Origin of the sequence: Caproiciproducens puteiluti (genome assembly GCF_052442865.1) — a bacterium.
Taxonomy (GTDB): Bacteria; Bacillota; Clostridia; order Oscillospirales; family Acutalibacteraceae; genus Caproiciproducens.
The window spans coordinates 2516487-2540941 of sequence record NZ_CP194790.1; the positions used below are offsets into that span (position 1 = coordinate 2516487).

28 protein-coding genes are annotated in these 24455 nt (G+C 50.0%); 6 read left to right on the top strand and 22 right to left on the bottom strand.

From position 1 onward, the window contains the following. Positions 1-167 precede the first annotated feature (167 nt). From ACRQU7_RS12290 to ACRQU7_RS12305, 4 genes are read left to right on the top strand one after another with little or no spacing between them, the layout of a single operon-like run. Positions 168-503 (top strand): PadR family transcriptional regulator, encoded by a 336-nt coding sequence (locus ACRQU7_RS12290; protein ID WP_444641178.1) that lies wholly within the window; start codon positions 168-170, stop codon positions 501-503. Then, a complete protein-coding gene (locus ACRQU7_RS12295; protein ID WP_038324874.1) occupies positions 496-867 on the top strand; it encodes a DUF1048 domain-containing protein in 372 nt (123 codons plus the stop codon). The genes ACRQU7_RS12290 and ACRQU7_RS12295 overlap by 8 nt, the downstream gene beginning before the upstream one ends. Then, positions 864-1625, top strand: coding sequence for an ABC transporter ATP-binding protein (locus tag ACRQU7_RS12300; protein ID WP_444641179.1), 762 nt, complete (start codon positions 864-866; stop codon positions 1623-1625). The genes ACRQU7_RS12295 and ACRQU7_RS12300 overlap by 4 nt, the downstream gene beginning before the upstream one ends. Further along, complete coding sequence (locus tag ACRQU7_RS12305) at positions 1626-2396, top strand: ABC transporter permease (RefSeq protein ID WP_444641180.1); 771 nt, start codon at positions 1626-1628, stop codon at positions 2394-2396. Between the two features lie 146 nt (positions 2397-2542). On the opposite strand, the gene ACRQU7_RS12310 is transcribed toward ACRQU7_RS12305, so the two are convergent. The 11 genes from ACRQU7_RS12310 to ACRQU7_RS12360 form a co-directional block, all read right to left on the bottom strand. Further along, positions 2543-4198 carry an ABC transporter permease gene (locus ACRQU7_RS12310; protein WP_038324878.1) on the bottom strand — a complete coding sequence of 552 codons (1656 nt, stop codon included), beginning with the start codon at positions 4196-4198 and terminating at the stop codon, positions 2543-2545. Then, entirely contained in the window at positions 4185-5273 is a 1089-nt protein-coding gene (locus ACRQU7_RS12315; RefSeq protein ID WP_141825522.1) for an ABC transporter ATP-binding protein, read from the bottom strand. The genes ACRQU7_RS12310 and ACRQU7_RS12315 overlap by 14 nt, the downstream gene beginning before the upstream one ends. Before the next feature lie 34 nt (positions 5274-5307). Further along, the gene (locus tag ACRQU7_RS12320) at positions 5308-6381 is read right to left on the bottom strand and encodes an ABC transporter substrate-binding protein (RefSeq protein WP_444641181.1); all 1074 of its coding nucleotides are present in this window, start codon (positions 6379-6381) and stop codon (positions 5308-5310) included. A 131-nt stretch (positions 6382-6512) separates the two neighbouring features. Beyond that, the gene (locus tag ACRQU7_RS12325) at positions 6513-7289 is read right to left on the bottom strand and encodes a response regulator transcription factor (RefSeq protein WP_444641182.1); all 777 of its coding nucleotides are present in this window, start codon (positions 7287-7289) and stop codon (positions 6513-6515) included. Continuing rightward, the gene (locus tag ACRQU7_RS12330) at positions 7282-8985 is read right to left on the bottom strand and encodes a sensor histidine kinase (RefSeq protein WP_444641183.1); all 1704 of its coding nucleotides are present in this window, start codon (positions 8983-8985) and stop codon (positions 7282-7284) included. The genes ACRQU7_RS12325 and ACRQU7_RS12330 overlap by 8 nt, the downstream gene beginning before the upstream one ends. 307 nt (positions 8986-9292) lie before the next feature. After that, complete coding sequence (locus ACRQU7_RS12335) at positions 9293-9493, bottom strand: hypothetical protein (RefSeq protein WP_038324883.1); 201 nt, start codon at positions 9491-9493, stop codon at positions 9293-9295. A 10-nt stretch (positions 9494-9503) separates the two neighbouring features. Continuing rightward, a complete protein-coding gene (locus ACRQU7_RS12340) occupies positions 9504-10097 on the bottom strand; it encodes an accessory gene regulator ArgB-like protein (protein ID WP_141825526.1) in 594 nt (197 codons plus the stop codon). After that, the gene (locus ACRQU7_RS12345; protein ID WP_141825527.1) at positions 10097-10252 is read right to left on the bottom strand and encodes a cyclic lactone autoinducer peptide; all 156 of its coding nucleotides are present in this window, start codon (positions 10250-10252) and stop codon (positions 10097-10099) included. Before ACRQU7_RS12345 ends, ACRQU7_RS12340 begins: the two co-directional genes overlap by 1 nt. A 139-nt stretch (positions 10253-10391) precedes the next feature. Beyond that, positions 10392-11702 (bottom strand): sensor histidine kinase, encoded by a 1311-nt coding sequence (locus tag ACRQU7_RS12350; protein ID WP_444641184.1) that lies wholly within the window; start codon positions 11700-11702, stop codon positions 10392-10394. A gap of 4 nt (positions 11703-11706) precedes the next feature. Continuing rightward, on the bottom strand, positions 11707-12432 hold the full coding sequence (locus ACRQU7_RS12355; RefSeq protein WP_052010642.1) for a LytR/AlgR family response regulator transcription factor: 726 nt from the start codon (positions 12430-12432) through the stop codon (positions 11707-11709). Between the two features lie 198 nt (positions 12433-12630). Continuing rightward, a complete protein-coding gene (locus tag ACRQU7_RS12360; RefSeq protein WP_038324888.1) occupies positions 12631-13014 on the bottom strand; it encodes a winged helix-turn-helix transcriptional regulator in 384 nt (127 codons plus the stop codon). A 144-nt stretch (positions 13015-13158) separates the two neighbouring features. Between ACRQU7_RS12360 and ACRQU7_RS12365 the strand changes: the two genes are divergently transcribed. Beyond that, a complete protein-coding gene (locus ACRQU7_RS12365; RefSeq protein ID WP_444641185.1) occupies positions 13159-13683 on the top strand; it encodes a nitroreductase family protein in 525 nt (174 codons plus the stop codon). 45 nt (positions 13684-13728) lie between these two features. Further along, positions 13729-14313: a nitroreductase family protein gene (locus ACRQU7_RS12370; protein WP_444641186.1), complete on the top strand. Its 585-nt coding sequence runs from the start codon at positions 13729-13731 to the stop codon at positions 14311-14313. A gap of 12 nt (positions 14314-14325) precedes the next feature. Here the strand turns inward: ACRQU7_RS12370 and ACRQU7_RS12375 are convergent, their stop codons facing one another. From ACRQU7_RS12375 to ACRQU7_RS12425, 11 genes are all read right to left on the bottom strand, one after another. After that, entirely contained in the window at positions 14326-14874 is a 549-nt protein-coding gene (locus ACRQU7_RS12375) for a flavin reductase family protein (protein ID WP_444641187.1), read from the bottom strand. A gap of 225 nt (positions 14875-15099) precedes the next feature. Beyond that, the gene (locus ACRQU7_RS12380) at positions 15100-15588 is read right to left on the bottom strand and encodes a GNAT family N-acetyltransferase (RefSeq protein WP_444641188.1); all 489 of its coding nucleotides are present in this window, start codon (positions 15586-15588) and stop codon (positions 15100-15102) included. Positions 15589-15638: 50 nt separating this feature from the next. Beyond that, positions 15639-16199, bottom strand: a complete 561-nt coding sequence (locus ACRQU7_RS12385; RefSeq protein ID WP_444641189.1) for a GNAT family N-acetyltransferase — start codon at positions 16197-16199, stop codon at positions 15639-15641. A gap of 335 nt (positions 16200-16534) precedes the next feature. Further along, the gene (locus ACRQU7_RS12390; RefSeq protein ID WP_444641190.1) at positions 16535-17290 is read right to left on the bottom strand and encodes an ABC transporter permease; all 756 of its coding nucleotides are present in this window, start codon (positions 17288-17290) and stop codon (positions 16535-16537) included. Then, positions 17271-18074 carry an ABC transporter ATP-binding protein gene (locus tag ACRQU7_RS12395; protein ID WP_444641191.1) on the bottom strand — a complete coding sequence of 268 codons (804 nt, stop codon included), beginning with the start codon at positions 18072-18074 and terminating at the stop codon, positions 17271-17273. Before ACRQU7_RS12395 ends, ACRQU7_RS12390 begins: the two co-directional genes overlap by 20 nt. Positions 18075-18086: 12 nt before the next feature. After that, entirely contained in the window at positions 18087-19055 is a 969-nt protein-coding gene (locus tag ACRQU7_RS12400; protein ID WP_444641192.1) for an ABC transporter substrate-binding protein, read from the bottom strand. Then, positions 19045-19632 carry a UbiX family flavin prenyltransferase gene (locus ACRQU7_RS12405; RefSeq protein WP_444641193.1) on the bottom strand — a complete coding sequence of 196 codons (588 nt, stop codon included), beginning with the start codon at positions 19630-19632 and terminating at the stop codon, positions 19045-19047. The genes ACRQU7_RS12400 and ACRQU7_RS12405 overlap by 11 nt, the downstream gene beginning before the upstream one ends. An 11-nt stretch (positions 19633-19643) precedes the next feature. Continuing rightward, entirely contained in the window at positions 19644-20513 is an 870-nt protein-coding gene (locus tag ACRQU7_RS12410) for a UbiA-like polyprenyltransferase (protein WP_444641194.1), read from the bottom strand. Then, positions 20500-22200 carry a menaquinone biosynthesis decarboxylase gene (locus ACRQU7_RS12415; protein WP_444641195.1) on the bottom strand — a complete coding sequence of 567 codons (1701 nt, stop codon included), beginning with the start codon at positions 22198-22200 and terminating at the stop codon, positions 20500-20502. Before ACRQU7_RS12415 ends, ACRQU7_RS12410 begins: the two co-directional genes overlap by 14 nt. A gap of 44 nt (positions 22201-22244) precedes the next feature. Further along, positions 22245-23288: an FAD:protein FMN transferase gene (locus tag ACRQU7_RS12420; RefSeq protein WP_444641196.1), complete on the bottom strand. Its 1044-nt coding sequence runs from the start codon at positions 23286-23288 to the stop codon at positions 22245-22247. A 78-nt stretch (positions 23289-23366) separates the two neighbouring features. Then, positions 23367-24434, bottom strand: coding sequence for a hypothetical protein (locus tag ACRQU7_RS12425; RefSeq protein WP_444641197.1), 1068 nt, complete (start codon positions 24432-24434; stop codon positions 23367-23369). Positions 24435-24455 lie beyond the last annotated feature (21 nt).

A 24455-nucleotide genomic window follows, 5' to 3' on the forward strand; every position in this document is an offset into this window, starting at 1 on the left:
GCGTGAGGGAATGATATTTGCCGGCGGACTGCTGTTTTGCATCCTGCGTTATAGATGGAATACATTACAAAAATAACCGCTATTGACAAAGCATCTATTGCGTGTTACTATATAGTTGTAGTAAGTAACGCTTCATACCAGTCATACATAATAGTAAAGAAGGGATTATGCTGGAAAACTTGACAGAAATGCTCAAGGGCGTGCTTGAGGGCTGCGTCCTTGAAATAATAAGCCGCAAAGAAACCTACGGCTACGAAATTACGCGGCGGCTGAACGCTCTCGGCTTCACTGACGTTGTGGAGGGAACGGTATACACTATCCTGCTCCGGCTTGAAAAAAGCAAGCTGGTGGAGATTACCAAAAAGCCCTCCGACTTGGGGCCGCCGCGAAAGTTTTTCGCGCTCAACGACGCAGGGCGCGAGGAACTGCGGAGGTTCTGGGAAAAATGGGAATTTGTCGCGTCAAAAATCAGCGAGTTAAAGGAGGGGCAATCAGATGTCTGAGTTTTTCGATAATTATTTCAATATCAAAAAAATAATCGAGAGCAAACGCGAATACAAGCAGCAGATGGCAAGGGTGGAGGCTCTGCCGAAAGACTATCAATACGTATTTAAAAAAATCCAAAGTCACATGTGGATGTTCGCGGCGGGATCAGGCTATGACATGATGAAGATCCATTATGACCTGATAGAACTGTTCGAAGCCGGCGCGGCGGAGGGCAAGCCTGTTTTGGAAATTACCGGCGAGGATGTGGCCGCATTCTGCGACGAGCTTCTGCGCAGCGCCAGGACATATACGGAAGACTGGCGTGAGGCACTCAACCGCGACATACTGAAAAAACTTGGAAAGGGTAAGGCTTCAAAATGACAGAAACCGCTATTCATGTAAAAGGGCTGCAAAAGTCCTTCAAGCAGCTCCATGTCCTGAAGGGCGTGGATTTTGAGGTGGAAAAAGGCAGTATTTTTGCCCTTCTCGGCTCCAACGGAGCGGGCAAGACGACGGTTGTCAGAATCCTCACCACGCTGCTCAAACAGGACGGCGGGACCGCCGCCGTCAACGGCTTCGATGTTGTGGCAAAGCCAGACTACGTACGGCAGTCGATCAGCCTGACCGGGCAGTTCGCCGCCGTGGACGAGATATTGACCGGGCGGGAAAACCTCATCATGATCGCGAGGCTGCGGCATCTTGCTAATTCGCGCCAGATCACTGACGATCTGCTGAACCGCTTCGGCCTGACAGATGCTGCCGACCGCAGGGTTTCCACCTATTCGGGCGGGATGCGCCGCAGACTTGACATCGCCATGAGCCTGATCGGAAACCCGCGGCTCATTTTCCTCGACGAGCCGACCACCGGGCTTGACCCCGAGGCGCGCATCGAGGTCTGGAAGACTGTAAAAGAGCTCGCCGACAATGGCACGACGGTGTTCCTGACCACGCAGTATCTGGAAGAGGCCGAGCAGCTCGCCGACCGGATCGCCATCCTCCATGAAGGAAAGATAATCGTGAGCGGCACGCTCGAGGAGCTGAAAAAGCTGTTTCCGCCCGTGAAGGTGGAGTATATAGAAAAACAGCCGACGTTGGAGGAAATTTTCCTCGCAATTATCGGCAAGCAGGAGGAAAAATAAATGGAAGCGACAAAAAATCACTTTCTCAGCGATATGGGTGTGATGCTTGGTCGTTCCATGCGCCATATTACCCGCAGCATGGACACCATTATCACGGTATGCATCACTCCGATTGCGATGATGCTGCTGTTCGTCTACGTGCTCGGCGGCGCAATCCAGACCGGCACAGACAATTATGTGAATTATCTGCTGCCCGGCATCCTGCTGATGGCAATCGCAAGCGGCATCTCCTACACAGCTTTTCGCCTGTTTACGGATATGCAGAACGGCATCTTCGAGCGGTTCCACTCCATGCCGATTGCGCGCTCAAGCGCGCTTTGGGGACATGTGCTGACCTCGTTGGTATCCAACGTGATTTCGGTCATCGTCATCATTCTCGTAGCGCTGATTATGGGCTTTCGCTCATCGGCAGGAGTATTGTCATGGCTTGCCGTAGCCGGTATTCTCGTCCTTGTGATTCTGGCCCTGACATGGATCGCAGTGATCCCCGGGCTGACCGCAAAATCGGTGGACGGCGCAAGCGCCTTCTCCTACCCCCTTATCTTCCTTCCGTTTATCAGCTCGGCGTTTGTGCCGACCGAATCGATGCCTGGACCCGTCCGCGCCTTTGCCGAAAACCAGCCGGTAACTTCGATCGTGGATGCCATCCGCGCGTTATTATTTAATCAGCCTGTCGGCATTGAAATTTGGGCCGCGCTCGCGTGGTGTGTGGGTATCCTCATTGTTGCGTATCTGTTCGCAATGAGGGTCTACAAACGGAAAGCAGCATGAAATCCGGATATGAAACCTGACGGCAGCGGCTTGATATACAAAAGCTGTTGCCGTTATTTTTATGCAAACGCAGGAGTTAAGAAACCTAAAAATCCGAACTTCTCTCCTTTCGGAAAGAGGTTCGGATTCTTTATTGTGGAATGCTGTTACAGGCTGAAATCCTTTCCGCCGTTCACCTTGTTAAATGCCAGCAAGGAAACCACCGTGAGCAGGGTCAGAATCGAAGAGAGCGCTGCCGCCACTCCGTAATTACCGCGGACAACCTCCGTATAGACGGCGACCGTCAGCGTTTTTGTCCTGCCTGTATACAGAATGATCGCGGTGGACAGCTCGCTGATCATCGTTACCCAGCTTAAAATCGCACCGGAAACGATGCCGGCGGCCATCATCGGAACGGTCACGCGGAAAAAAACCTTCATTTTGGAAGCGCCCAGTGAGATGGCCGCTTCTTCGATACTGATGGGAATCTGCTGCAGGATGGCCACCGAGGAACGGATGGTATACGGCAGCCTGCGGATAATCAGGGCAATCACCATAATCAGCATTGTCCCGCTCAGCATCAGAGGCTTCTGGTTAAAGCCCGTCAGCAGGGCAATGCCGAGAACGGTTCCCGGCACGATGTACGGAATCATGGAAAGGATATCGACCGTACTGGTAAGGGCGTTCCTGCGTCGCACGACCAGATAGGCAATCAGCACAGCGAGCAGGATGATCGCGACCAGGGAAAGCATCGGAATGATAATGGTATTCTGGATGCTTCTTCCCAGCTTGGAAAACGCGGATTCGTAGCTGCCCAGAGAATAGCCGCGGATAAAAATTTTGCCCGAGGTCTTTTTAAAGGACGTATAGGTGACGTATACCTGCGGCAGAATGGCAATCGCCACCACCAGATAGGAAAAAAGATACACGAGCACTTTCCTGCCTCCCCTCGGCTCCCTCTCTTCAATGGGATGCAGGGCGTTCAGGGCAAAGGAATTCCTGTTGGAAACATACTTCTGCGCAAGGAAGACAACGGTGGTGATGACAATGGCGATAATCGCGATTGCCGCCGCAAACCCGTCGTTCCCCCCCACTTCATTGATAAACTCCGTATACAGGACGACAGGGAACGTGCGGTACCCCTCACCGATCAGCATCGGCGTACCGAAATCCGCGAACGACCGCATAAAGACCAGCAGCCCGGCCGCGAGCAAAGTCGGCATGATGAGAGGGACTACCACCTTGAAGAAGCATTTGATACCGGAACAGCTCAGGTTGTTCGCCGCTTCGATCAGGGAATTGTCTATATTCTTCAAGGCGCCTCTCGCGTACAGGAACACCAGCGGAAAGAGCTGCAGGGACATAACCAGCACGATTCCCCCGAAGCCGTAGATGTCCGGCAGGAGAATGCCCAGCTTCCGGAAGAAAGCCGTGATGACCCCGCTGCGGCCCAGGAGCAGAATCCAGGAGTACGCGCCGATGAACGGAGCGGACATGGACGCGACCACAATGAGGATATTCAGCACCGACTTTCCCCTGATCTTAAAAACGGAAAAGAGGTAGGCAAGCGGGGTGCCGATGGCAATGGAAAGGACGGTCGCCGCCAGCGAGACCTTGAAGCTGTTCAGCAGGGTGTCGAAATAATAGCTCTTTGAAAAGAACTTTACAAAGTTTGCCATAGTGAACTGCCCGGTCTGCGAGTCGTAAACGGACTGCTGCATCAGATGGGCCATCGGATAGATCAGGAACAGCAGATAGACCGCGATGGTGCACAGCGTAAGGGTTCCCCAGATATCCAGACGGAATTTGCTATTGTCTTTCATAAGCTTCGCTCCTTACAAGGTTCCGGCCGCCCTCTTTGTCAAACACATTGATTTTGTGTTTTTTCACCTGAAGCAGCACGTTCTGTCCGGGCTTCAGCTCATCTTCCAGGGAAGACTCCTCAACGATCTCCACCGTGAGGCCGCTCTCGGTCTCCACGGCGTAATGCGTATTCAGACCAAGGTATGTATATTCCTTTACGACGCCGTGAATCCCCTCGTCCCCCTGTTTGCTGATGACAAATTCCTCCGGGCGGACGGAGCACTGCACCTCCTGGTCCTCCAAGGCATTCAGGCATTCCAGTGGTACCCGGTAGCCGCTGGGAAAAATCAGGGTGCCCCGCTCCGCCCTGGCCGGCAGGATATTGGTCCGGCCGATAAAGGTTGCGACAAACACGTTTTTCGGCCTCTGGTAAATTTCCTTCGGCGCGCCGACATGCTGGATCACGCCGTCCTTCATAACCGCAATGGTATCACTGATGGCCATGGCCTCTTCCTGATCGTGCGTGACATATACGGTGGTAATTCCCACGTTTTTCTGCGTGTGGCGGATGACGCTCCTCATTTCCAGACGCAGCTTTGCGTCCAGATTGGAAAGCGGCTCATCCATCAGCAAAACGTCCGGCGAAATCACAAGGGCGCGCGCCAGCGCGATACGCTGCTGCTGCCCGCCGGAAAGCTGGTTCGGCATTCGTTCGGCATACTGCGCAATCTGCATCAGCTGCAGGTATTTTTCCGTCAGCTCCTGCGTCTTTTCTTTTTCCATTTTGCGATTTTTCAGCCCGAAGGCGACGTTGTCGCGTACCGTCATATGCGGAAAAATAGCATAATTCTGAAAAACCATGCCGATATTCCGCCTGCTTGGATCAATGTCGTTGATACGCGTATCGTTAAAGTAGATATCACCGCCCTCGATGGAATTGAAGCCGGCAATCATGCGCAGCAGGGTCGTCTTTCCGCACCCGGAGGGACCCAGCAGCGTAAAAAGCTCCCCGTTTTTTATTTCAATATTCAAATCCGGGATAACCGTATTGTTCCCGTATTTCTTTACGGCGTTTTGGATCAGGATCTTACTCATTTCATACCCCCGCAGTTCTTATCGATGGTTGCTCTTATTTACTCTGAAGGCTGGTGTAGATATCCGTGTATTTGTTTACAATTTCCTGTTTATGGGAGCTGACATAGGGGATATCTTCCTCGATGACGTGGATTTTGGACATCGGAGTCATAAAGTCGCTGGTTTTCGCGTCCTTCAGCACCGGGCGGTTGGTCAGCGTACTGCCCCAGATATTCTGCACTTCCTCGCTGATAATGAAATCGATGAAGAGCTTCGCGTTATCCATGTTCTTGGCGCCCTTGATGATGGTAGCGGATGCCGGGAGGTAAACCGCGCCTTCCTTGGGATAGATCACCTTGACGGGAGCGCCGTCGCGCACGAGCTGCGAGCAGGGGTCTTCGTAGGAAAGTCCGACTACGTTTTCGCCGTCCGCAACGCTTTTGTAGACCGAGGAGGAGCTTTCCCCGATTTTGCCGTCGATATTTTTAAACAGATCTTTTACATATTTCCATGCGTTTTCGTCTTCATAGCCGCCCATTGCCAGCAGGATGTTGGTAAGCTGCGCAAAAGCGGAAGAGGAATTGGCCGGATCGGCCGTGGCGATCTTGCCTTTGAGCTTCGGGTTCAGCAGGTCGGCATACCCTTCGATCTTGATATCGCCGATCAGATCAGTGTTGACGATCAGGCAGCTGCCGTCCAGAACGTTCCCGGTAATGAACCCGCTGGTGTTTTTGTAGGCATCCAGCACACCGGCGTCGTTCTTGGAAACATACGGCTCCCACAAATCCTTATTGTCATACGCCAAAGACCAGGAGCCGCCGAACATAACGTCCGCGTACGGGTCTTCTTTTTCGGACTGGATACGCTTGATCAGCTCGCCGGTACCCGCCTGGATGACCTCGACATCCACGCCGTACTTTTCTTCAAACAGCGGGATGGTAGCGTTCATCAGGCCCTCGGAGTTCGGGGAATAGATGACCAGCTTGCCGCCGCCCTGTTTTTCCGAAGACGCGGCTTCGGAAGCGGCGCTGCCGGCTCCGTCCGCCTGGGAAGCGGCCGGAGCGGAAGAACAGCCTGCCGCGGAAACGGCAAGCACAACGGAAAGAATCAGTGCCATTAACTTTTTCATTTCATTTCCTCCTCTAGTTTGGTGTTTTGCTTTGGTATCTTTATTTTATAAAAATATTGCATAAAATTAATACCTGAATTACGGAACAAAATAGAAAAGATACCGAACAATTCTGATCCGGTATCTTTTTCTCAGCGAATTTTCAGCTTGTATTCTTTGGGTGAACACCCCACATACTTTTTAAAGACATGGTTGAAATATTTGTAATCCCCGATGCCGCACGCTCCCCCGATTTCGGAAATCGGAAGCCTGTTTTCCTGCAGGAGAGAAAGCGCTTTCTGGATGCGGTACCGGTTCAGGTACTCGATCACCGTGGTCCCCAGCGCCTTCTGAAACCTCTGGTTAATGTACCGATCGGAATAAAACAGCTTTTCCGACAATTCGGCAAGTGTGATTTTTTGAGTATAGTTCCGCGCGATATAGTCTAGAATCTGCGCAACCACAGGGTCCTCCGGCTGCTCCAGCTGCAGATTGCCGAACAGGGAAATATCCTTCAGCTCCGCCACACCTTTATTCCGTTTGCGTAAAATGCGGATATTTTCACATTCCAGAGCGGCGCGGTCAAGCGCTTCCATCATTTCTTCCTGATTCAGCGGTTTCAGGATATAGTCGGAAACTCCGTTCCGGATCGCCTCCTTGGCATATTCAAAGTCGGAATAGCCGGTCAAAAGAATCGCCACATAATCGCTCCGGCATTTCGTTTCGGCAATCATCTGCAGCCCGTCCATGACCGGCATGTTGATATCGGTAATCACGATATCGGGGTTGAGCGCTTGGATCAGCTCCTTTCCCTCCACGCCGTTGCGGGCTTCCCCCACCACGGTACAGCCGTGCTCTTCCCACGGCACCGCGTAACGGATGCCCTTTCGGATAATGTCCTCGTCCTCCACCAGTATCACGCTAAACATCTTTTCTCCCCCTGCGCAGCAGCTTTGCCGTAACGGTAAAGCTTTTTCCTTCCTCACTGTTGATAAACAGGCCGCACTCCTCCCCATATTCCAAAATAATCCGGCGGGAAAGGTTCTGCAGACCGTTGTGCTCGGTCTTGATTCCTTCGGAAACAATCATGCTCTGCAGGCGTTCCAGCATCTCCACAGGAACCCCCGGACCGTCGTCCTCCACACGCAGGAACAGATAATCGCCCTCGCACCAGGCCCTGATCTGAACGGAAAGCTCCATCTGTTTCTGAAAACCGTATTTAATGCTGTTTTCAATCAGCGGCTGTAAAAGCAGCTTGGGAATCATGCACTGGCTGCAGTCCGGCTCTATTTCCATTCGGCACCGGAAACGCTCCCCGAACCTTGTTTTCTGGATATATAGATAATCCTCTATGTAACCGATATCCTCCGAAAGAAGGACGTCCTGTTTGGTATTGTTGATGCTGTAGCGAAGAATGTGGGTAAATTTCTCCAACAGATAGGATGCTTTTTCCGCATCCCCAAGGATGAGGTACTTGATATTGTCCAGCGTATTGTAAATAAAATGCGGATTGATCTGCGTCTGCAGATTTCTCATCTCAATCATGCTGTTCAATTTAATCAGATCGGTGTTGCGCGTGTTGAGCTCGTTGATGCTTTTCACCATTTTATTGATCTGCGCCGCGATCTCCTCGATTTCGTCCCCGGTGTTGATCCGGATGATATGCTCGTTGTCCCCGTGGCGGATGACGCGGATCTCCCCTACCAGCGCCTCTACGGATTGAGCGGTTTTTTCCGCCATCATCTGGGACAGCTTTCGGAACATTACCAGCCAGATGCATCCCAGCAGAACGATCGTCATGACGCCGATGATGATATAGAGCGAATTCCCCGAAGAATACACAAACGAATAGAGCACCGCTTTTTTATCCGTCAGAACCCGCGCGCCGGTCCGGTACCGGTTTTCCTGCACCGTCACAAAGTGCTGGGACGGATCCGCTTTGTATTTGTTGGTGTTGCGCTCGGAAAGGAACGCGCTTTTGGAGCAGTAGATGATATCTCCGTTCAGGTTTGTGATAATGCAGTCATACTGATATCCTGAAAAAAGGCTGCCCCAGTCGTTTCCATTGAGATAGGCCATGACAAATCCGGCCAGCACCCCATGCTGGTAAACGGGTTTCGCAAAAACGCACTCCGAGCTGTCTCCCGAAAAATAATAAACGGTCGTGTAAATGGGCAGATTTGCTTTCAAGGCATTGTCCGCCACAATTTTATTGAATTCCGTTCTGTGCAGGTTCATCGCTTCCTGCCCAAAGCTGGTATAGACGATCTGCTTTTCCCGGTTCATCAGAATCATACGAACGCGCACCGGGCTTGCCACGTTATGCTTGCTGAGGGAGTACTGCACCTCCCGGCTGTCGGAAACACCGGTCATACAGCGGAGAAAAAGCCCCTCGTTTTCTTCATCCTCCAGATAAGCGGTAACGTCTCCATAAACCTCGTCAAACGTTCGGTTCAGAAAGTTCAGGTGTTCCTCCATATTGAAGTTCTGATTGAGATAATTCAGCCCGAAAATAGGGATACAGAACAGCAGGCAGCCGACAATGACCAAAAAAATGATCTTTTGCAGCGCCTGCTTTTCCAGTTGTTTTTTAAAAGGACTGTTCGTTGTTTCTCCCGTCCGCAATTCTATCATCCCTGCCTTACCCGCAATTCTATATACAAGATACAATTCCGACCATAATTCGTTCTAATTAAAGCATATTTTGTCAGAATTAACAAGCTTCGCCGTCAATCCCTATTCTTAAAATATGGAGATACGATATCCCATCCGCACATCTATACAAATAGATGCGCCGATCCCGATGGCATTACCCCGTCAGGACCGGCGCATATGAGTTTTATAGAGGGATGAAAAAAAGCTGGTTACCAAGACAGCCCTTCTAACCGTTTTTATCCGGCTAAAAAGGCTGTTTTATAAATGCAAAGAATTTTTAATCAACAGTTTTTGTTTCTCCGATTTTCATAAAGCACGGCCATTGCTCGATACTCAGCAAGTCGGGATGCTTCTTAAAGTATTTTACAAAATCACCGTTTGGATGAGCCAGATTATACCATCTTTCGCATAGCTCAATGATTTGCATGTGTGCTTCTGTTTCCGTAACTTCGTCACGGGATAAATCACTGTAATACATAGAGGGCACCTCACACTGATACATTATCAACCATCATCATCTGGGCCTTTCCGAGAATCAGCATAACAGAGACCCAAAATATACTCAAGCTGACGATAAAAGAAAATTGAATACTGCTTATAAGTAAGAAGATAATTGTTACGATGAATTCTACGGAGAGAATAATTCTGGTTTTCCTTCTGTAGTGGTGTACTTCAGCATCATCAAGTGGTTTATTGATATTTTCTACAGGTGCTAAAATCACAATAATCAGGGAAGCTGGAATGAGAACTGCAATCGACGTGATAAATGCCATATAGCCCGGGCAGAATTTCGTCAGCAACAGCACAAAAAGGATCATCACCCACGACATCCCATAGCAACCCAGTTTGGTTTTGGCGTGGTAACCGCCCGCATAAACCCGAAGAAATGAATACGATACGATAAATACAAAAGTCTCTAACAGCATACCGAGGAACAAACCGACTAAAAACATAGTGGAAAAATGAATCATTTTGAGGAGAGCGGTCTGCACTCCAAAAGAATAGAGATCCTTATCTTTTTCCGAGATCAAGCCGCTCTCGCTCAGGGCTTTTACGATCCAGTTGGAAAAATTGGTCAGCATCAGAATTTTCTGAGGCTCTTTACCGCTTCAGGGAGCTTGTCCTGATAAGCAAGTAGTACGCAAGACGTATTGGCGGACTGGCGAGCTTCCTGCATCGCGATTTTAGAAACCAAATCCAGTGCTTTCATTTTTACATTTTTCTGACCGTTTTTCATTTTCAACACCCCTTGTTAATTTATTGACTCCATTATAATCGAATTTTAGACGTTCACAAGGGGATTTACCTAACTTACAGTTTTTCGGGCTGAAATACAGAGAATATGCCGCTATAGGAAAATAAATGCAATAATATTGCTACCTTCTCCGGCTTAAAGGAAAGATAATGCTCACAGAAAATTTGCCCTGTTCAACTTCTATATTAATATCTCCGTCGTACTTTTTTACTGAGGAGTTCACATTGGAAAGGCCGATCGCTTTATGATTTTTCTTAATGGAAAGAAACTTTTCTTCGGTTTTTACAGGGATTTCCTGAATAGAATTGATGAGGTTAATAATGAACATATCGTGAAACTGATAAATACGCAGCTCTATTCTTTTTGTACCATCGATAATCCTGTTGCACGCCTCTATAGCATTATCCAGTAAGTTGGCAAAAATCGCCGTAATGTCGATATCATCAATAAAATTCAGATTCAGATTTTCCACAGAATAAATAAATTCGATTCCATCCAAATGGCAGATTTTCATTTTTTCATTTACAATGATGTTTAAAATCCTGTTGTTGCAATTGAATTTCATTCCCAGTTCATCTACGATTTCCGATATTTTTTTAGCATATTCAATGCCTTCCGTATTTTGTCCCGCCGTGTAAAGCCGTTCAAACACTCTGACGTGATTTTTGATATCGTGCATGATTTTCTGGGAGTTATTGTATTCTATTTCCAGCTGCTGGTAATAACTATATTGCATATCCATTCTTTGCTGAATCAAAACGATTTCACTCTCCAGCTGATCTGATTTCGATACATTTTCAAAAAAATAGATCACTGCCAGATTCAGAATGATCGAAATAACCGCAAGCATCATAATAATAAAGTGCGTCGTGGTTGGATCAACCTTGTAGGCGGCCAATATCGCGATAAAATAAATAATCGCAACATTCGAGACAGGAAGCAGGGCCAGAAAAACATACTGCTTTTTATACATATAGGTGATCTTCTGTCTCTTAAAACAAATAACCAACAACTTACAGACGGCAAACATAAAGGTCTGAACAACAATCACATTAAACAAAAAGACTACAGAATTATGATTATAAAGAGGAATCGAGCCTGTTATAATCGTCAGTAAGGAAGAGACAATCGCATCGCATCCCGCAAAAGTAATATTAAATACGATAATGTGAAGATATTCTTTGGCCCGCCTGACATTATAGAGATACGCTACGATAAAGGTGATAGCCACAAAATATGTAAAATTGAGGAACGGGGCATCCAATAAGTTTATACTGATCCACAAGATAGTAAATAAAAAATATAAAATGATCTTTGTTCTTTTTTTCAAATATTGAGGCTCATACATTTTGTTCATGAAGTCAAATAAAATCGCTGTACCGGCGCTACACGATATCACGTAAGACAGCCATTTTATGATTGTTTCTAACATATCATCATCTCTTTATTAACATATTAAAATTGTTTTTCAGAAAAGAGTGAAATTCCGCTTTGAATTCCACCGCTCTTTTCTGAGATATTGGAATTAAATCGCCGCTAGTCAAGGTAACGTCATATCCTTTAATATTTGATATATACAGCAGATTAATCACAAAACTTTTGTGAGGCATAGAAAATCCATATGGCTTGAAACTGTTAAAAATATTATTAATACTATCATTAATTTTATAGGTTCTGTCCTTTGCGACAATTTCAATTTTGTGATCGCAGGATTCAAAATAATAAATATCTTCCAGGTTAAGCGTTTTGATACCTAAGTTCGTATCAAAAGTAAAGGTAATTTTATTTTTCTCCATTTTCGTATATTCGATGGCGTCATCCAATTGCTTGCAAATCGTCTCATAGGTAAACGGTTTCGTTACATATCCAAAAGCTCTGACGGAAAAAGCGTCTGTTTGATAGTTTGAAAAATTCGTTACATAAATGATTTTGACGTTCTTATCCTTCGAGCGGATTACTTTGGCAACTTCAATTCCGTCCATTTGATCCATCCGAATATCCAAAAAAATAATATGAAATTTCTTCGTGCTATGTAATAATTCCTCCCCTTTTTCATATATGCTTGTAAACATTCTGATACTTTTTTCATTGCAATACTTTGCAATCATGGCATTTAGTTGATCTAATTCGTATTTATCGTCATCGCAAATAGCAATTTCCAACATATAATCACCTATCTTTAATTCGTTTTTCCACTACATTACTTATTAAACCCATATCAAGCCGGATTGTCAAGATTTCTGGAAAATTTTGTATTGATTATATGGAAATAAGCACAACGTGTCGTTTCCACCTTTCCTATTTCCTTTTACAATAATGTAAAATTTTACCCTCTCTGCCGGATGGCCGAGAGGGCATTTTCAGGAATTTGTATTTTTGTTTTCTGCGGAGTCCCGGCAGGCGGCGTCCAGCATCCTGCCCTTCCCCCACTCATTGATGATTTCCAGCGCAGGCAGCAGTTGCTTGCAGCTTTCCGTCAGGGAATACTCCACATGGGGCGGTATCTGGCAGATTTCCGTACGCAGTACCAGACCGTTTTTCTCCAGGCCGTTCAGTGCTCTGGTCAGCATGATATTGGTGATTCCGTCCAGATGCCGTTTCAGCTCGTTGTAGCGCATGCTTTCCTTCGCGGAAAGCTCCCAGATAATCGGCAGCCTCCATTTTCCCCCGATAATTTCCAGAGCATGTGCCACCGCGCACTTTTTGCTGTGAACCGATTTTATTTTTTCCTGTTCTTCTGGCATATGATTTCTCCCGCTTTAAGGCACAAAAATGTGCGTACTTGTAGATATGTTCTCTGCTGAATATACTAATAGATAAAGAACCGCGCAGAGCGATGAATGTCGCACTTCCGCGCGGCAAAAATAAACAAAAAGGTGGAGATGCAGATGAAATTCATAGAACTTGCACAGGACCGGTACTCCCTTCGCAAATTCAGCGAAAAACCGGTGGAGAAAGAAAAACTCGACCTTGTGCTGCAGGCGGGCAGTCTGGCCCCGACCGCCTGTAATAATCAGCCGCAAAAAATTTTAGTCATTGAAAGTGAGGAAGCGGTTGCAAAGCTGAAGGGCTGCACCCGGTACCATTTCGACGCACCGATGGCGCTGCTGGTCTGCTACGACAATACGGCAAGCTGGAAACGCAGCTACGACAGCAAAGACAGCGGAGATGTCGACGCAAGCATCGTCGGTACCCACATGATGCTGCAGGCCGCCGAGCTTGGGCTGGGTACCACCTGGGTCGGGCATTTTGATCCCGACGCCGTGATAAAAGCCTTTTCCATTCCGGAAAATCTGGTACCGGTCGCCCTGTTCCCGCTGGGATACCCCGCGGATGACGCCGAACCGAACCCCAAACTGCACCCAAGCAGAAAGCCGGTAGAGAAAACCGTATTTTACAACCGGTTTTCCTGATATACGAACTTCCAAAACAAACGCAAAAAGTCAGGAGGATTTCCTATGATTCAAAATGAAGTGCTGGACTGCATCCACAGGCGCAGAAGCATCCGCCGGTTCCAGGAGCGCCAGATCGAGCCCGAACAGCTAGAAACTCTGCTCGACGCCGCAATCTGGGCGCCCAGCGGAAGCAACAGCCAAAGCTGGCTTTTTACCGCTGTTCAAAACAGAGAAACCCTGCTTCAATTGAACGAAGTGGTGAAAGAAGGCTTCCAGAACTGGGTTCCGGACGACAATTATCCCGGAAAAGTCAGGGCTAAAGCCAGCTCGGAAAAAGAAAACTACAATTTTTATTACCATGCACCGACCCTTGTTATCGCGTCGAACCGGCCGGATTACGAAAACGCCATGGCGGACTGCGCGCTTGCACTGGAAAACATCTTTTTAGCCGCGCAGTCGATTGGACTGGGCACCTGCTACATCAATCAGCTGCATTGGCTGCGCAGTGACCCCGGTGTGCGCGAATTTCTGTTTCAGCTCGGGATTCCCAGAGAACACACCATCTGCTCCGCGGCCGCGATCGGGTATATCGGCGCGGAGTCAGCCGCCCTGCCGCGCAAAGAAGGGACTATCCGCATTATCAAATAAAGGACTTTCCTTTTATACGCCAGGCGGCAGCTTATCCTCCATGAGACTGCGCAGATCGATCGTGCCTCCGTCCACCGCAAAGGTGCCGTCGCCGTTGGCATGAAAGGTCCGTCGCTCTTTCCGGTCGTAATCCATCCAGGCGCGTACGCCCTCCAGAAGGAAGATGCCCTGCGGTTCCAGATAGTCCGTTACACGGCATTCCAGACAGCCGAGGCATTCCGCAATCAGCGGCGCTTTTACCCGGGCCGCGGGCAGCGGCGTAAGCCCGAACTTCGCAAACTTGTCCGTTTGTTCGCCGGAGCAGTCGCCGACTGCGACCACCTTTTCCGCAAGGTCTACCGTGGGAACCGCAAGCACGCATTCCCCGGCATGCCTGAGCGCCTGAAAGGAATAATTCCACGGGCCCGTCGTCAGGGCAATCTGGGGGGTAAAATCCATCACCATGTGCCAGGAGAGGGTCATCACATTATTGCGGCCTTTGTCGTGCGTGGTGACCAGCAGCACCGGTCCCGGCTCAATCAGCATAAAGGCCTTTTCAATCGGAAGTTCCGTCAGAGACATTTTTCCACCGCCTTCTTTTATTTTTGGGGCCATGTTAACGAACGATGTTGATACGATAGAATTTTTTAAGGGAACTTGTTAAAAGTTCCCTTATTGCATATTTTACAGCATTTCCAGTTAATTCTGCAAAAAGGTTGCGTTCCTCCCCCGCCTTCGGCGGGGGAGGAACATGTTTTGTCTTGCAAACTGAAATGGAATTGCTATAGAAAAAATGAGAAGCAAGTTTTAATAGTTATATTTGTGATTTCCAACACTGATTTTTTGAGTAAACACCTCATTTTCCCATGGCTTTCTTATTTCGATGAGGTTTAAAACATTATATCCCCTCTTAGCTAAAAAATTTATTATTTTATCATTGTTCGGATGAACCCAGTTAAAGACGGTTGTACCGCCTAATCCCCTTGCAATATTCTCCGCTTCTTGATACAGTTTTGAGGCTATGCCACTTCTTCTTGCACTTTCAGAAACAAATATAGATTCTGCCCAAACTACGCTTCCATCAATTCTGCAAACTAAATAGCCCAACAGTTCATTATCCTTTTCAGCAACAAAAACAGGGTACTTTGCTTCCAGATACTCTCGAAATTCTTCCTTGGCCAGGTCTATTTTGGGCTTTGATGTAATTCCTTTCAATTGCTTTAACTCTACCCGAAACTGTGCGATTAATGGGGCTATTTTTTCTTCATCATCAATTTTCGCCAAATATATATTCATTATTCTCACCCCTGTCGCCAATCTACCTTATTTTACCATTGTTCATTTATTTACCGTTCCAGCAGCGCAAGCTGCGGAAGAGGAATGAACGGGTCCGGGTTCTCAACATGTTCTCCGATCATTTTTTCCATCCAGATCATGTCGTACCAAGTGTGAAATTTATATCCGCACTTGGTAAAATGCGCGACGGTTTTGTATCCCAGATGCTCATGAAATCCGACGCTTTCCGTATTGGAACAGGTTATACAGGCATTGAGATTGATGATATTCTGTTGCTTCAAAATTTCTTCCAGCGCCTGATAAAGCTTTTTGCCGGTTCCTTTCGCCTTGCAGTCCCTTTTGATATAAGCCGTGGTCTCCACCGCCCAATCATAGGCAGCGCGCCCTTTGAACGCGCAGGCATAAGCATAGCCGACGACGGAGCCGTCCCGCACCGCCACCAGGTAAGGATATTTTTTCAGGGTATTGCGGATTCTCTGCGTAAATTCTTCGATGGCCGGTACATCATATTCAAATGTAAACGCCGTATCCGTAACATACGGCGCATAAATGTCCAGTATCTGCTGCGCGTCCGATTCCGAGGCCATGCGAATGGTGATCGTTTTATCCATATCAGGTTCTTCCTTCCACTGAGTGATCCTATCAAAACAAAGGATGACTGAGCGTCTTTTTTCTTTATTTTACCACGATTTGAGGGAATTGGAAATCAGCATGATCATAATTTTTACAATAAAAGCAAACATGCCGCCCCCATAACGGAGCGGCATATCGCAAGAAACTTTCATCCGGAAGACTTATTACTATCTCTGGGCCCAAATTACTCATTTCTCATAGCACCCCACTATTTTACTAAAAAAGGGCGGGTTTGCAAATGTAAATGATGGCAGGGAATTATGAAAATGATGCCTGCCACTACACAGGATTCTCCAAGCGGGAACCCGGTTCATCACCCGAGCGGCCGGTTCCACCTGCACAGCAGATCCGAAAGCAGGTCGATGGCGACAAACAGGGCAAAGCCTACAATGGAAATCACGATAATTCCCGTATACATATCGATATAATCAATTCTTGACCACGCATCCAGAATGTAATAGCCCATGCCGTATTTTGTTCCGTAGCCCTCCACAAAAAACAGGACGGATACCGCGGTTCCCAGAGAAACGCGAATGCTGGTGAACAGCTCCGGCAAAATGGCGGGCAGCGTGATATGCTGGATAATCTGCGCGGGGCCCGCTCCCGCGCTGACGGTTACCAGATAAACGGAGGGGTCGATGTTGCGGACGCTGTCCCTGGCGGCAACAATCACCTGAAAGACGATGATCAGAAAAATAATGGCCACCTTGGAGCCGTCCCGCATGCCCCACAGAATCATGGCGACCGGCAGAAAGGCCGTCTTGGGAATGGGGTAGCTGAAGTAGATGAGCGGGTACAGAATCTTGTTGGCGCTCCCGGAATATGCCATCAGGATGCCGACCGGCACCCCCACCGCAAGAGAGAGACCCAGACCGGCCGCGATTCTTTTCAGGCTAGCGAGGATATGGAGGAAAATATGATTGGAAAAAGCGGTGCCGAAATTCCGGTAAATGACCGCCGGGTCCGGAATGACCGTTGTACGCATCAAAAGATACGCCAGAAACCAGAGGACATTTAAAAGCAGAAAGCCCTGCAAAAACAGCAGGCACTTATTCAGCAGTCTGTTCAATATCGCCCCGCCTTTCGCCCTCCGGCCCCAGTTTTTCATGAAGAACCCGTTTCGCTGTCAGGTAATCCACCGCCTCCGGGTCGGATTGCCCGAAATAAGGATTTTTCATCGAATACCGGAGCACCCCGCGGCGGTCCCCCATGACCGCAACGGTGTTTCCCAGATACAGTGCCTCTTCAATGCTGTGGGTCACCAGAATCGTGGTCGGCCGGTTCCGCTTCCATATCCGTAAAAACAGCTCCCGCGCGTCCTGTCGGGTAATCGCATCCAGCGCGGAAAAGGGCTCATCCATCAAAAGCAGGTCGGGATTGAAAATAAACGCCCGCGCGAGCGCCGCGCGCTGGACCTGACCGCCGCTGAGCTGCGCGGGATACCGGCGCAGCAGCCGCGAAACATCCAGCGCGTCGCAGATTTCGCTGATCTCCCGCCTGCGCTCTTCGGTGACGGGCTCTCTGCGGAGCTTGAGCGGAAGCAGGCAGTTTTCCCCGACCGTCTTCCACGGAAGCAGCCCGCAATTCTGGGGAATCACCCCGATCTTATGCGTTCTGGGATTCAGAGGCCGCTTTTCTCCTTCAATCACGCTGTCTACGCTGCCGCCGTCCAGAGGGAGCATCCCCGCCAGCGCGTTGATCAGCGTCGACTTGCCGCAGCCGGAAGGCCCGAGTACGGCAAGGACCTCCCCCTCCTCTATTTGCAGGGAGAGTCCTTCAATCACCGGCGTTCTGCTTTTTTTTGTTTTGTAGCTGACCGTTACCTTATCGATTACAAGCATCTTGCTCTCCATAAAATTCCGCCGTTACGATTCGGAATAAACGTCATACACCATTTGGTCATACTGCAGGTTCGGCTTGCAGAGACCCTTTTCGCTCGCCCACTGCACGGCGTTCTCCACTTCCGCTTTGGTAGGGAGCTTACTGGTACGGAAGGGCTTCACCGTGATCTTGCCGATCATTTCCTCCGGGTACCCCACCGCCTTGATCACGGTTTTTTCATATTTGCGGATATCCGTATGGTTCATATAGTCCACGGCCTCGTTATAGGCCTGATACAGCTTGTGGATCGCGTCGGCCTTGCTGTCCAGCGCGGTCTTTGAAAACGCGGAAACCGCCGGGTACAGCCCGAACTGATTCGCGCTGCCCAGATAAACGGCGCCATCGTTTAATGCCAGGGTGGCGAAGGGCTCCGGCAGCAGGCCGAGGTCGATTTTTTTGTTGCGCAGAAGCTCCAGCCGGTCCGGAATTTTCGGGACCACTTCCTTCACAACGTCGTCGCCGATCATGTCATTATTGCTTAAAATATCTTCCAGCGTGTATTCGATCAGCGTTTTCTCGGAGATCGCGATGCTTTTTCCTTTGATCTGGCTGATGTCCTTGATGCCCGTGTCCTTACCGGCGACAAGGATGTAGTCCCCGTCGGTGATCCCGGTGATTTTAACGTCCAGCCCGGCGTTCTGATACATGCAGACCCCGATAAAATCGGTCAGCACGCCGTCCAGTTCCCCCGCCTGCAAAGCGGCGTCCCGGTCTTTTGAGGAGGTAAAGACCTCCAGATCGAGCTGGAAGCCGTATTTGTCGGCGAGCTTGTTTTCATTGATCAGCACATAAGGAATCACGTCGGAGGACGACATCATCCCGACACGGATGACCGGCTTCTCCGTACCGACGGACACGCTGCCCGACGTACTGCCTGCTGCGTTCTGCGGTGCGCATCCCGCCGTGAACGCCATTAACAAAAAAACAAAAACTGCTATGATTTTATTTTTCATGGTTTCCTTTCCACCTTTGATAACAATCGTTTTCAATTTCAAGGCTGTCCAGCACCTTGCCCGCGACAAAACCGACGATCTCGTCCAAAGTCTGCGGATGCCCGTAAAACCCGGGCATGGCGGGCAGGATGGTCACGCCGAGTTCCGAAAGCTCGGCCATCCTCCTGAGGTGAACCGTCGAGAGCGGCGTTTCCCGGGGGACCAGCACCAGCTTGCGTTTTTCCTTGATCATGACGTCGGCGGCACGGGTCAGGAGCGTTTTGGTAATTCCGCAGGCGATTCCGGCCACGGTGGACATGGAGCACGGCAGAATCACCATTGCGTCGCACCGGAAAGAGCCGCTCGCGACCGGAGAAAACATGTTTTCGTTGTCCTCGAGAACGATCTTTGCCTTTCCGCCGCTCCAAAACCGCGCCTTTTCCTCCAGGACCGCCCCGGTTTCATAGGTCAGCACTTTGCGGCCCTGTTCGGAAGCAATCAAATGGATTTCCAGCTCCTGCCGCGACAGCGCTTCCATCACGCGCAGAAAATACGCGCTTCCGCTCGCCCCCGTGATTCCCACGATGATTCTCTTCATATTATCCCTTCTTAAATAAACGCATCCAGAAGCCCGAATACCAGCAGGACGATGCTCACGAGCTGGTTCACGCTGTAGGACGCAATATTGACGTGGGTCAGATTGTCGGGAGACACCATCCGGTACTCCGCGGTAAACAGGGCGGCGATGACCGCCACACCCACATAATAGATCACGCCGAACCGCGGCACAAGAAGGCCGATAACGACGAGGCAGATCAGGGTGATGATGTGGAACAGCATGGCAATACGCAGGGCGTTTTTCACGCCGAAGGCAACGGGGATGGAATGCAGCCCGTTCTGCCTGTCAAAGTCATAATCCTGCGAGCCGTAGATAATGTCGAACCCGGCGACCCACAGGGTATTGGCGGCGCCCATAACGAGCGGGACCAGCGCGGGCTTTCCCGTAACGGCAAGCCACGCGCCGACCGGCGCGCAGGCGCAGGTGACGCCGAGGATCAGATGGCACAGAAAAGTGAACCGTTTGCAGTAGGAGTAAATAATCAGCAAAAACAAAGCGACCGGGGACAGGGCAAAGCAGACCCAGTTCAGCCGGTACGCTCCGTACAGCATCACGAGGAAACAGACCGCGGTAAACACAACGACCTCGCCTTTTTTCATTTCTCCCTTTGGAATCTGGCGGCCGGCCGTGCGCGGGTTTTTCGCGTCGATCTTTGCGTCGATCACGCGGTTGACGGCGTTCGCGCCCGTACGCGCACCCAGAAAGCAGACCACGATCCAAAAGACGGTGGAAGCTCCCGGAAGGCCGTTCGCGGCCAGCACCATGGAAACCAGCGCAAAGCTGAAAGAAAAAATCGTGTGCGAAAACATGACCAGCTTGCCGTATGATTGAATCTTATCGATGATTTCAGTCAAGCCCATATTCGTTCCACCTTTTGTCGACCTGCCGCTTCATTGCGTCCGTCATGACGATGTCATCCGGCCAGGGGCGGGTCAGACCCTCCTGCTTCCATTTTTTCGTAGCGTCCACACCGATTTTGAAATCAATGACCGCAACGTCCCTTTTAGCGTCTATATTATTGAACACCTTCCACATAACGGTGGAAAGGTCCCTCGTATCCACATCCTCGTCCACCACGATCACAAACTTGTCCGGGTGGTTCCAAAGGTAATTTTCGACCAGCTCCCTGCCCTTTCCCGGACGGTCCTTGCGGACGGGCAGAATCCTGAAAGTATCGGTAACCTCGTCGTTGTAGCCTCTCGCGGGGCTGGCGGCGTCGATTCCCAGCCGGCACCCGTACAGCGCGCGGTTGGAGGAATGATCCAGCGCGTCCAGCGGGCCTTCCGAAAAAATCAGGCTCTGCGGCCCGCTGACATTTTTCAGCACCGCGTCCCGCACGGCGGCCAGGTTCTGAACGTCCACGGATTCGTCCACGGCGACAATCAGCTTCGTATACATCATCTGCCCCATGCCCCAGACCGCGTTCATCACTTTGCGCGCGCAGCCAGGGTATTTGTTTTTGATTGAAACAATGGCGCAGTTGTGAAAGACCCCTTCCAGCGGCAGGTTCAGGTCCACCAGCTCCGGAATCTGCATCCGCAGCAGCGGGAGGAAAATACGCTCTGTCGCCTTTGCCATATAGCAGTCCTCCATCGGCGGCTTGCCCACAACCGTGGCGGGATAGACGGCTTCCCTTTTATGGGTGATACAGGTCACGTGAAATTTCGGATAATAATCCGCAAGGGAATAATAGCCCGTGTGGTCGCCGAACGGCCCTTCCAGCACCGGTTCTTCCGCGGGGTCTACGTAACCCTCCAGCACAAATTCGGCGTCCGCGGGAACATAGATGTTATTCGTAATGCATTTGACCATTTTGACCCTTTTCCTGCGCAGCCATCCGGCCAGCATCATTTCATCCAGCATTTTCGGCAGCGGCGCGGTCGCTGAGTAGGTAACGGCGGGGTCGCACCCCAGCGCGACCGAAACCGGCATTTTCAGGTTCTGCTCCGCGTAGTCCCGGTAGATTTCGGAGCCGTCCTTATGCTTGTGCCAGTGCATCGCGGTGGTGGTGCTGTCAAGGACCTGAAGGCGGTACATTCCGGCGTTCTGCCGCTTCGTTTTCCGGTCCCGCGTAAAGACGACGGGAAGCGTAATAAACGGTCCCGCGTCCTGCGGCCAGCACTTCAAAACGGGCAGGGAGGACAAATCCACGAACCTTTCCACCACCTGCTGGCATTCTCCCCGAAACAGGCTTTTTCGCGGAAACGCGCTCAGCAGACGGAACAGCCGGGGAACACTTTTGATCAGCCGGGGAACGGACAGGCGGTTGACGATATCCAGATACTTCTGGATATCGTCCGCAATGTCGTCCAGCTTTTCCACGCCCAAAGCCATGCTCATTCTTTGATAGCTGCCCATCGCGTTCATCAGGACGGGATACCTTGACCCGTTTACCTCCTGAAACAGCAGGGCAGGACCGTTGGCTTTGGAAACACGGTCGGTGATCTCCGTAATTTCCAGCTCGGGCGACACGGGCGCGTCAATCTTCTTCAGATCCCCGCTCGTTTCCAGTTTTCTGATAAAACTCTGAAGGCCTTTGTATGCCATCCGCGCATTCCCCATTTGCTCAATACTTTTTAAATCCGTGAAATTCAGCTCTTAATATATTTCTGAAAATGGTCGCTGTATTTAATCTCGTTATCCGGAAGCACCCAAAGCGCCTCCGTATCCGGCAGCGTCCTGATATAAGCCAGCCCCTGCTCGTAAGGGACGTTGAAAATCAGCTTGCAGTAAATATCCGCCATACCGGAATCCGGCGTAATGATGGTGACGGCTTTAAAATAAGTAGACGGCATCAGGGTCTTCGGATCGATGATATGGTGGTAGGTCTTGCCGTCCACCGTATAATAACGCTCGTAAATCCCGCTGGTCACAACGGATTCATCCTTGATGTTGATCGTGCAGAGGGATTTTTTCTCGCTTTCCTTATCCGGGTTTTGAATCCCGATATTCCAATCTTCCTGATTGACGCCCTTGTCGCCGATGGCCCGCACATTGCCGCCCACACTGAGAAGTGCGGACTTGTAACCGTATTCCATCGCGATTTTCGCCACCTGCTCCGTAGCGTAGCCCTTTGCGATCCCGCCGACGTCCAGGCTCATTTCCGGGTCCTCCAGGTATACCGTAGAAGCTTTTTCATCGATGACGACCTTGCTGATATCCGTATGCTTCATGGCTTCCTTCAGGTCGGCCATGGGGGGCAGGGCCGCGTTTTCCGGGTCGTCTATCCCCGCTTCCCTGTACTGGTGCCATATTTTCAGCACTGGACCCAGCGCGATATTGAAGGCGGAGCTGTTGTCCGCGCTTTCCTTTTTGCCCAGCAGAAGCATATCGATAATCTTCTTATCCACCTTGACCGGCTTCTTCCCCGCGTTGTCATTGATCGTTTTGATGTTGCTGACGCCGGGGTAATCATTATAAATATCGTAAAGCTCATGGTAAACCTTTAGATTATTATAAATCAAATTGGAAAGGTTTGTAAACTCCTCTTTGGTTTCCGTATAAGCCACAATTTCCGTCATGGTGTCGAAAAGCTGTAAAAATTGCGCTTCATAGCGTGTTTTCTTACTGGTATTGCAGGCCGGAAGCTGAACGATCAGCACCATGGCAAGAATCGCCGAAATCAGTTTTTTCACCAGTTTTCCACCTCAAAAAATGGAGAGGTAGAAATGAATCTACCTCTCGCGAATCACTTTGTGAATTAAGCTTTTCCGTTATTTTGCGCCGGAAACAGCCTTATCGATGACCTTGATGAAATCGCCGACATGCACGGTAACGGAGGCGGTCAGTTCCTTATCGGTCGCTTTGCCTTCGGAGTCAACAGCAATCCCCTTGACTTCGTCCAGCGTTTTGCCGACTACATACTTTGCAAAGGCAGCGGCTTCTTCGTTCCACTCTTTGCCGATCTTGGAAGCCTTCTTCATGCCGTAAGCGTCGCCCAGCTCGTTCTTCGTCTTCTGCTCCGCCTTCAGGTCGGACGTAATCTTGCCCGCTTTGGAGAAGTTTACGTTGGTCTGGGAAGCGTCGATGATGCAGCTGGTAATTTTGCCGTCGGCGCCGGTGGTGGTAACGGTGTAATAGGAATAAGCCTGTGCAAGGCCGTCTTCGGTACCGGCATCCTTGGAGCCGGAAATGCTGGTCTCAATGCCGAGGCCCAGCTTGTCGTCCGCTTTTGCACCGTTATCGGCTGCATTGGCGACTGCCTTTTCAACGGCGGCGATAAAATCGCCGACATGGATGGTAACGGATGCGGTCAGCTCCTTATCGGTTGCTTTGCCCTCGCTGTTGACGGCAATGCCCTTGACCTCGTCCGCTGTTTTACCGACTACATAGCTTGCAAACGCGTCGGCCTGCTCGTTCCATTCCTTCTTGATGCCGGAAGCTTTGCCAAGGCCGTACTCTGTGCCGAGTTCCTGCTTGGATTTCACGACGGTGTCAAGCGGAGTCAGAACTTTTCCGGCATCGGAAAATTCAATTTTGCTCTGGACTGCGTCGATCAGGCATTTTGCGATTTTGCCGTCCTGGTCTACCGCGACGGTCACTACTGTGGAATCCGCCTCTGCAAGGCCCTTTCCGTCTTTGACATCTGTGGATTTAGCGATAGAGGTAATGACGGCAAGACCTGTTTTCCATGTACCGGACGCCGGGGTCGATTCAGCGGCCTGTGAGCTCACGGCGGGCTGAGAAGCCGCGGCGGAGCTGGCCGTGGTGGTTGTGCCGCATCCCGCAAAGCTGACTGCGGTAATCGTTGCGGCTAAAAACGCTGCTAGTGCTTTTTTCATATTTTCCTCCAAAATTTCAAT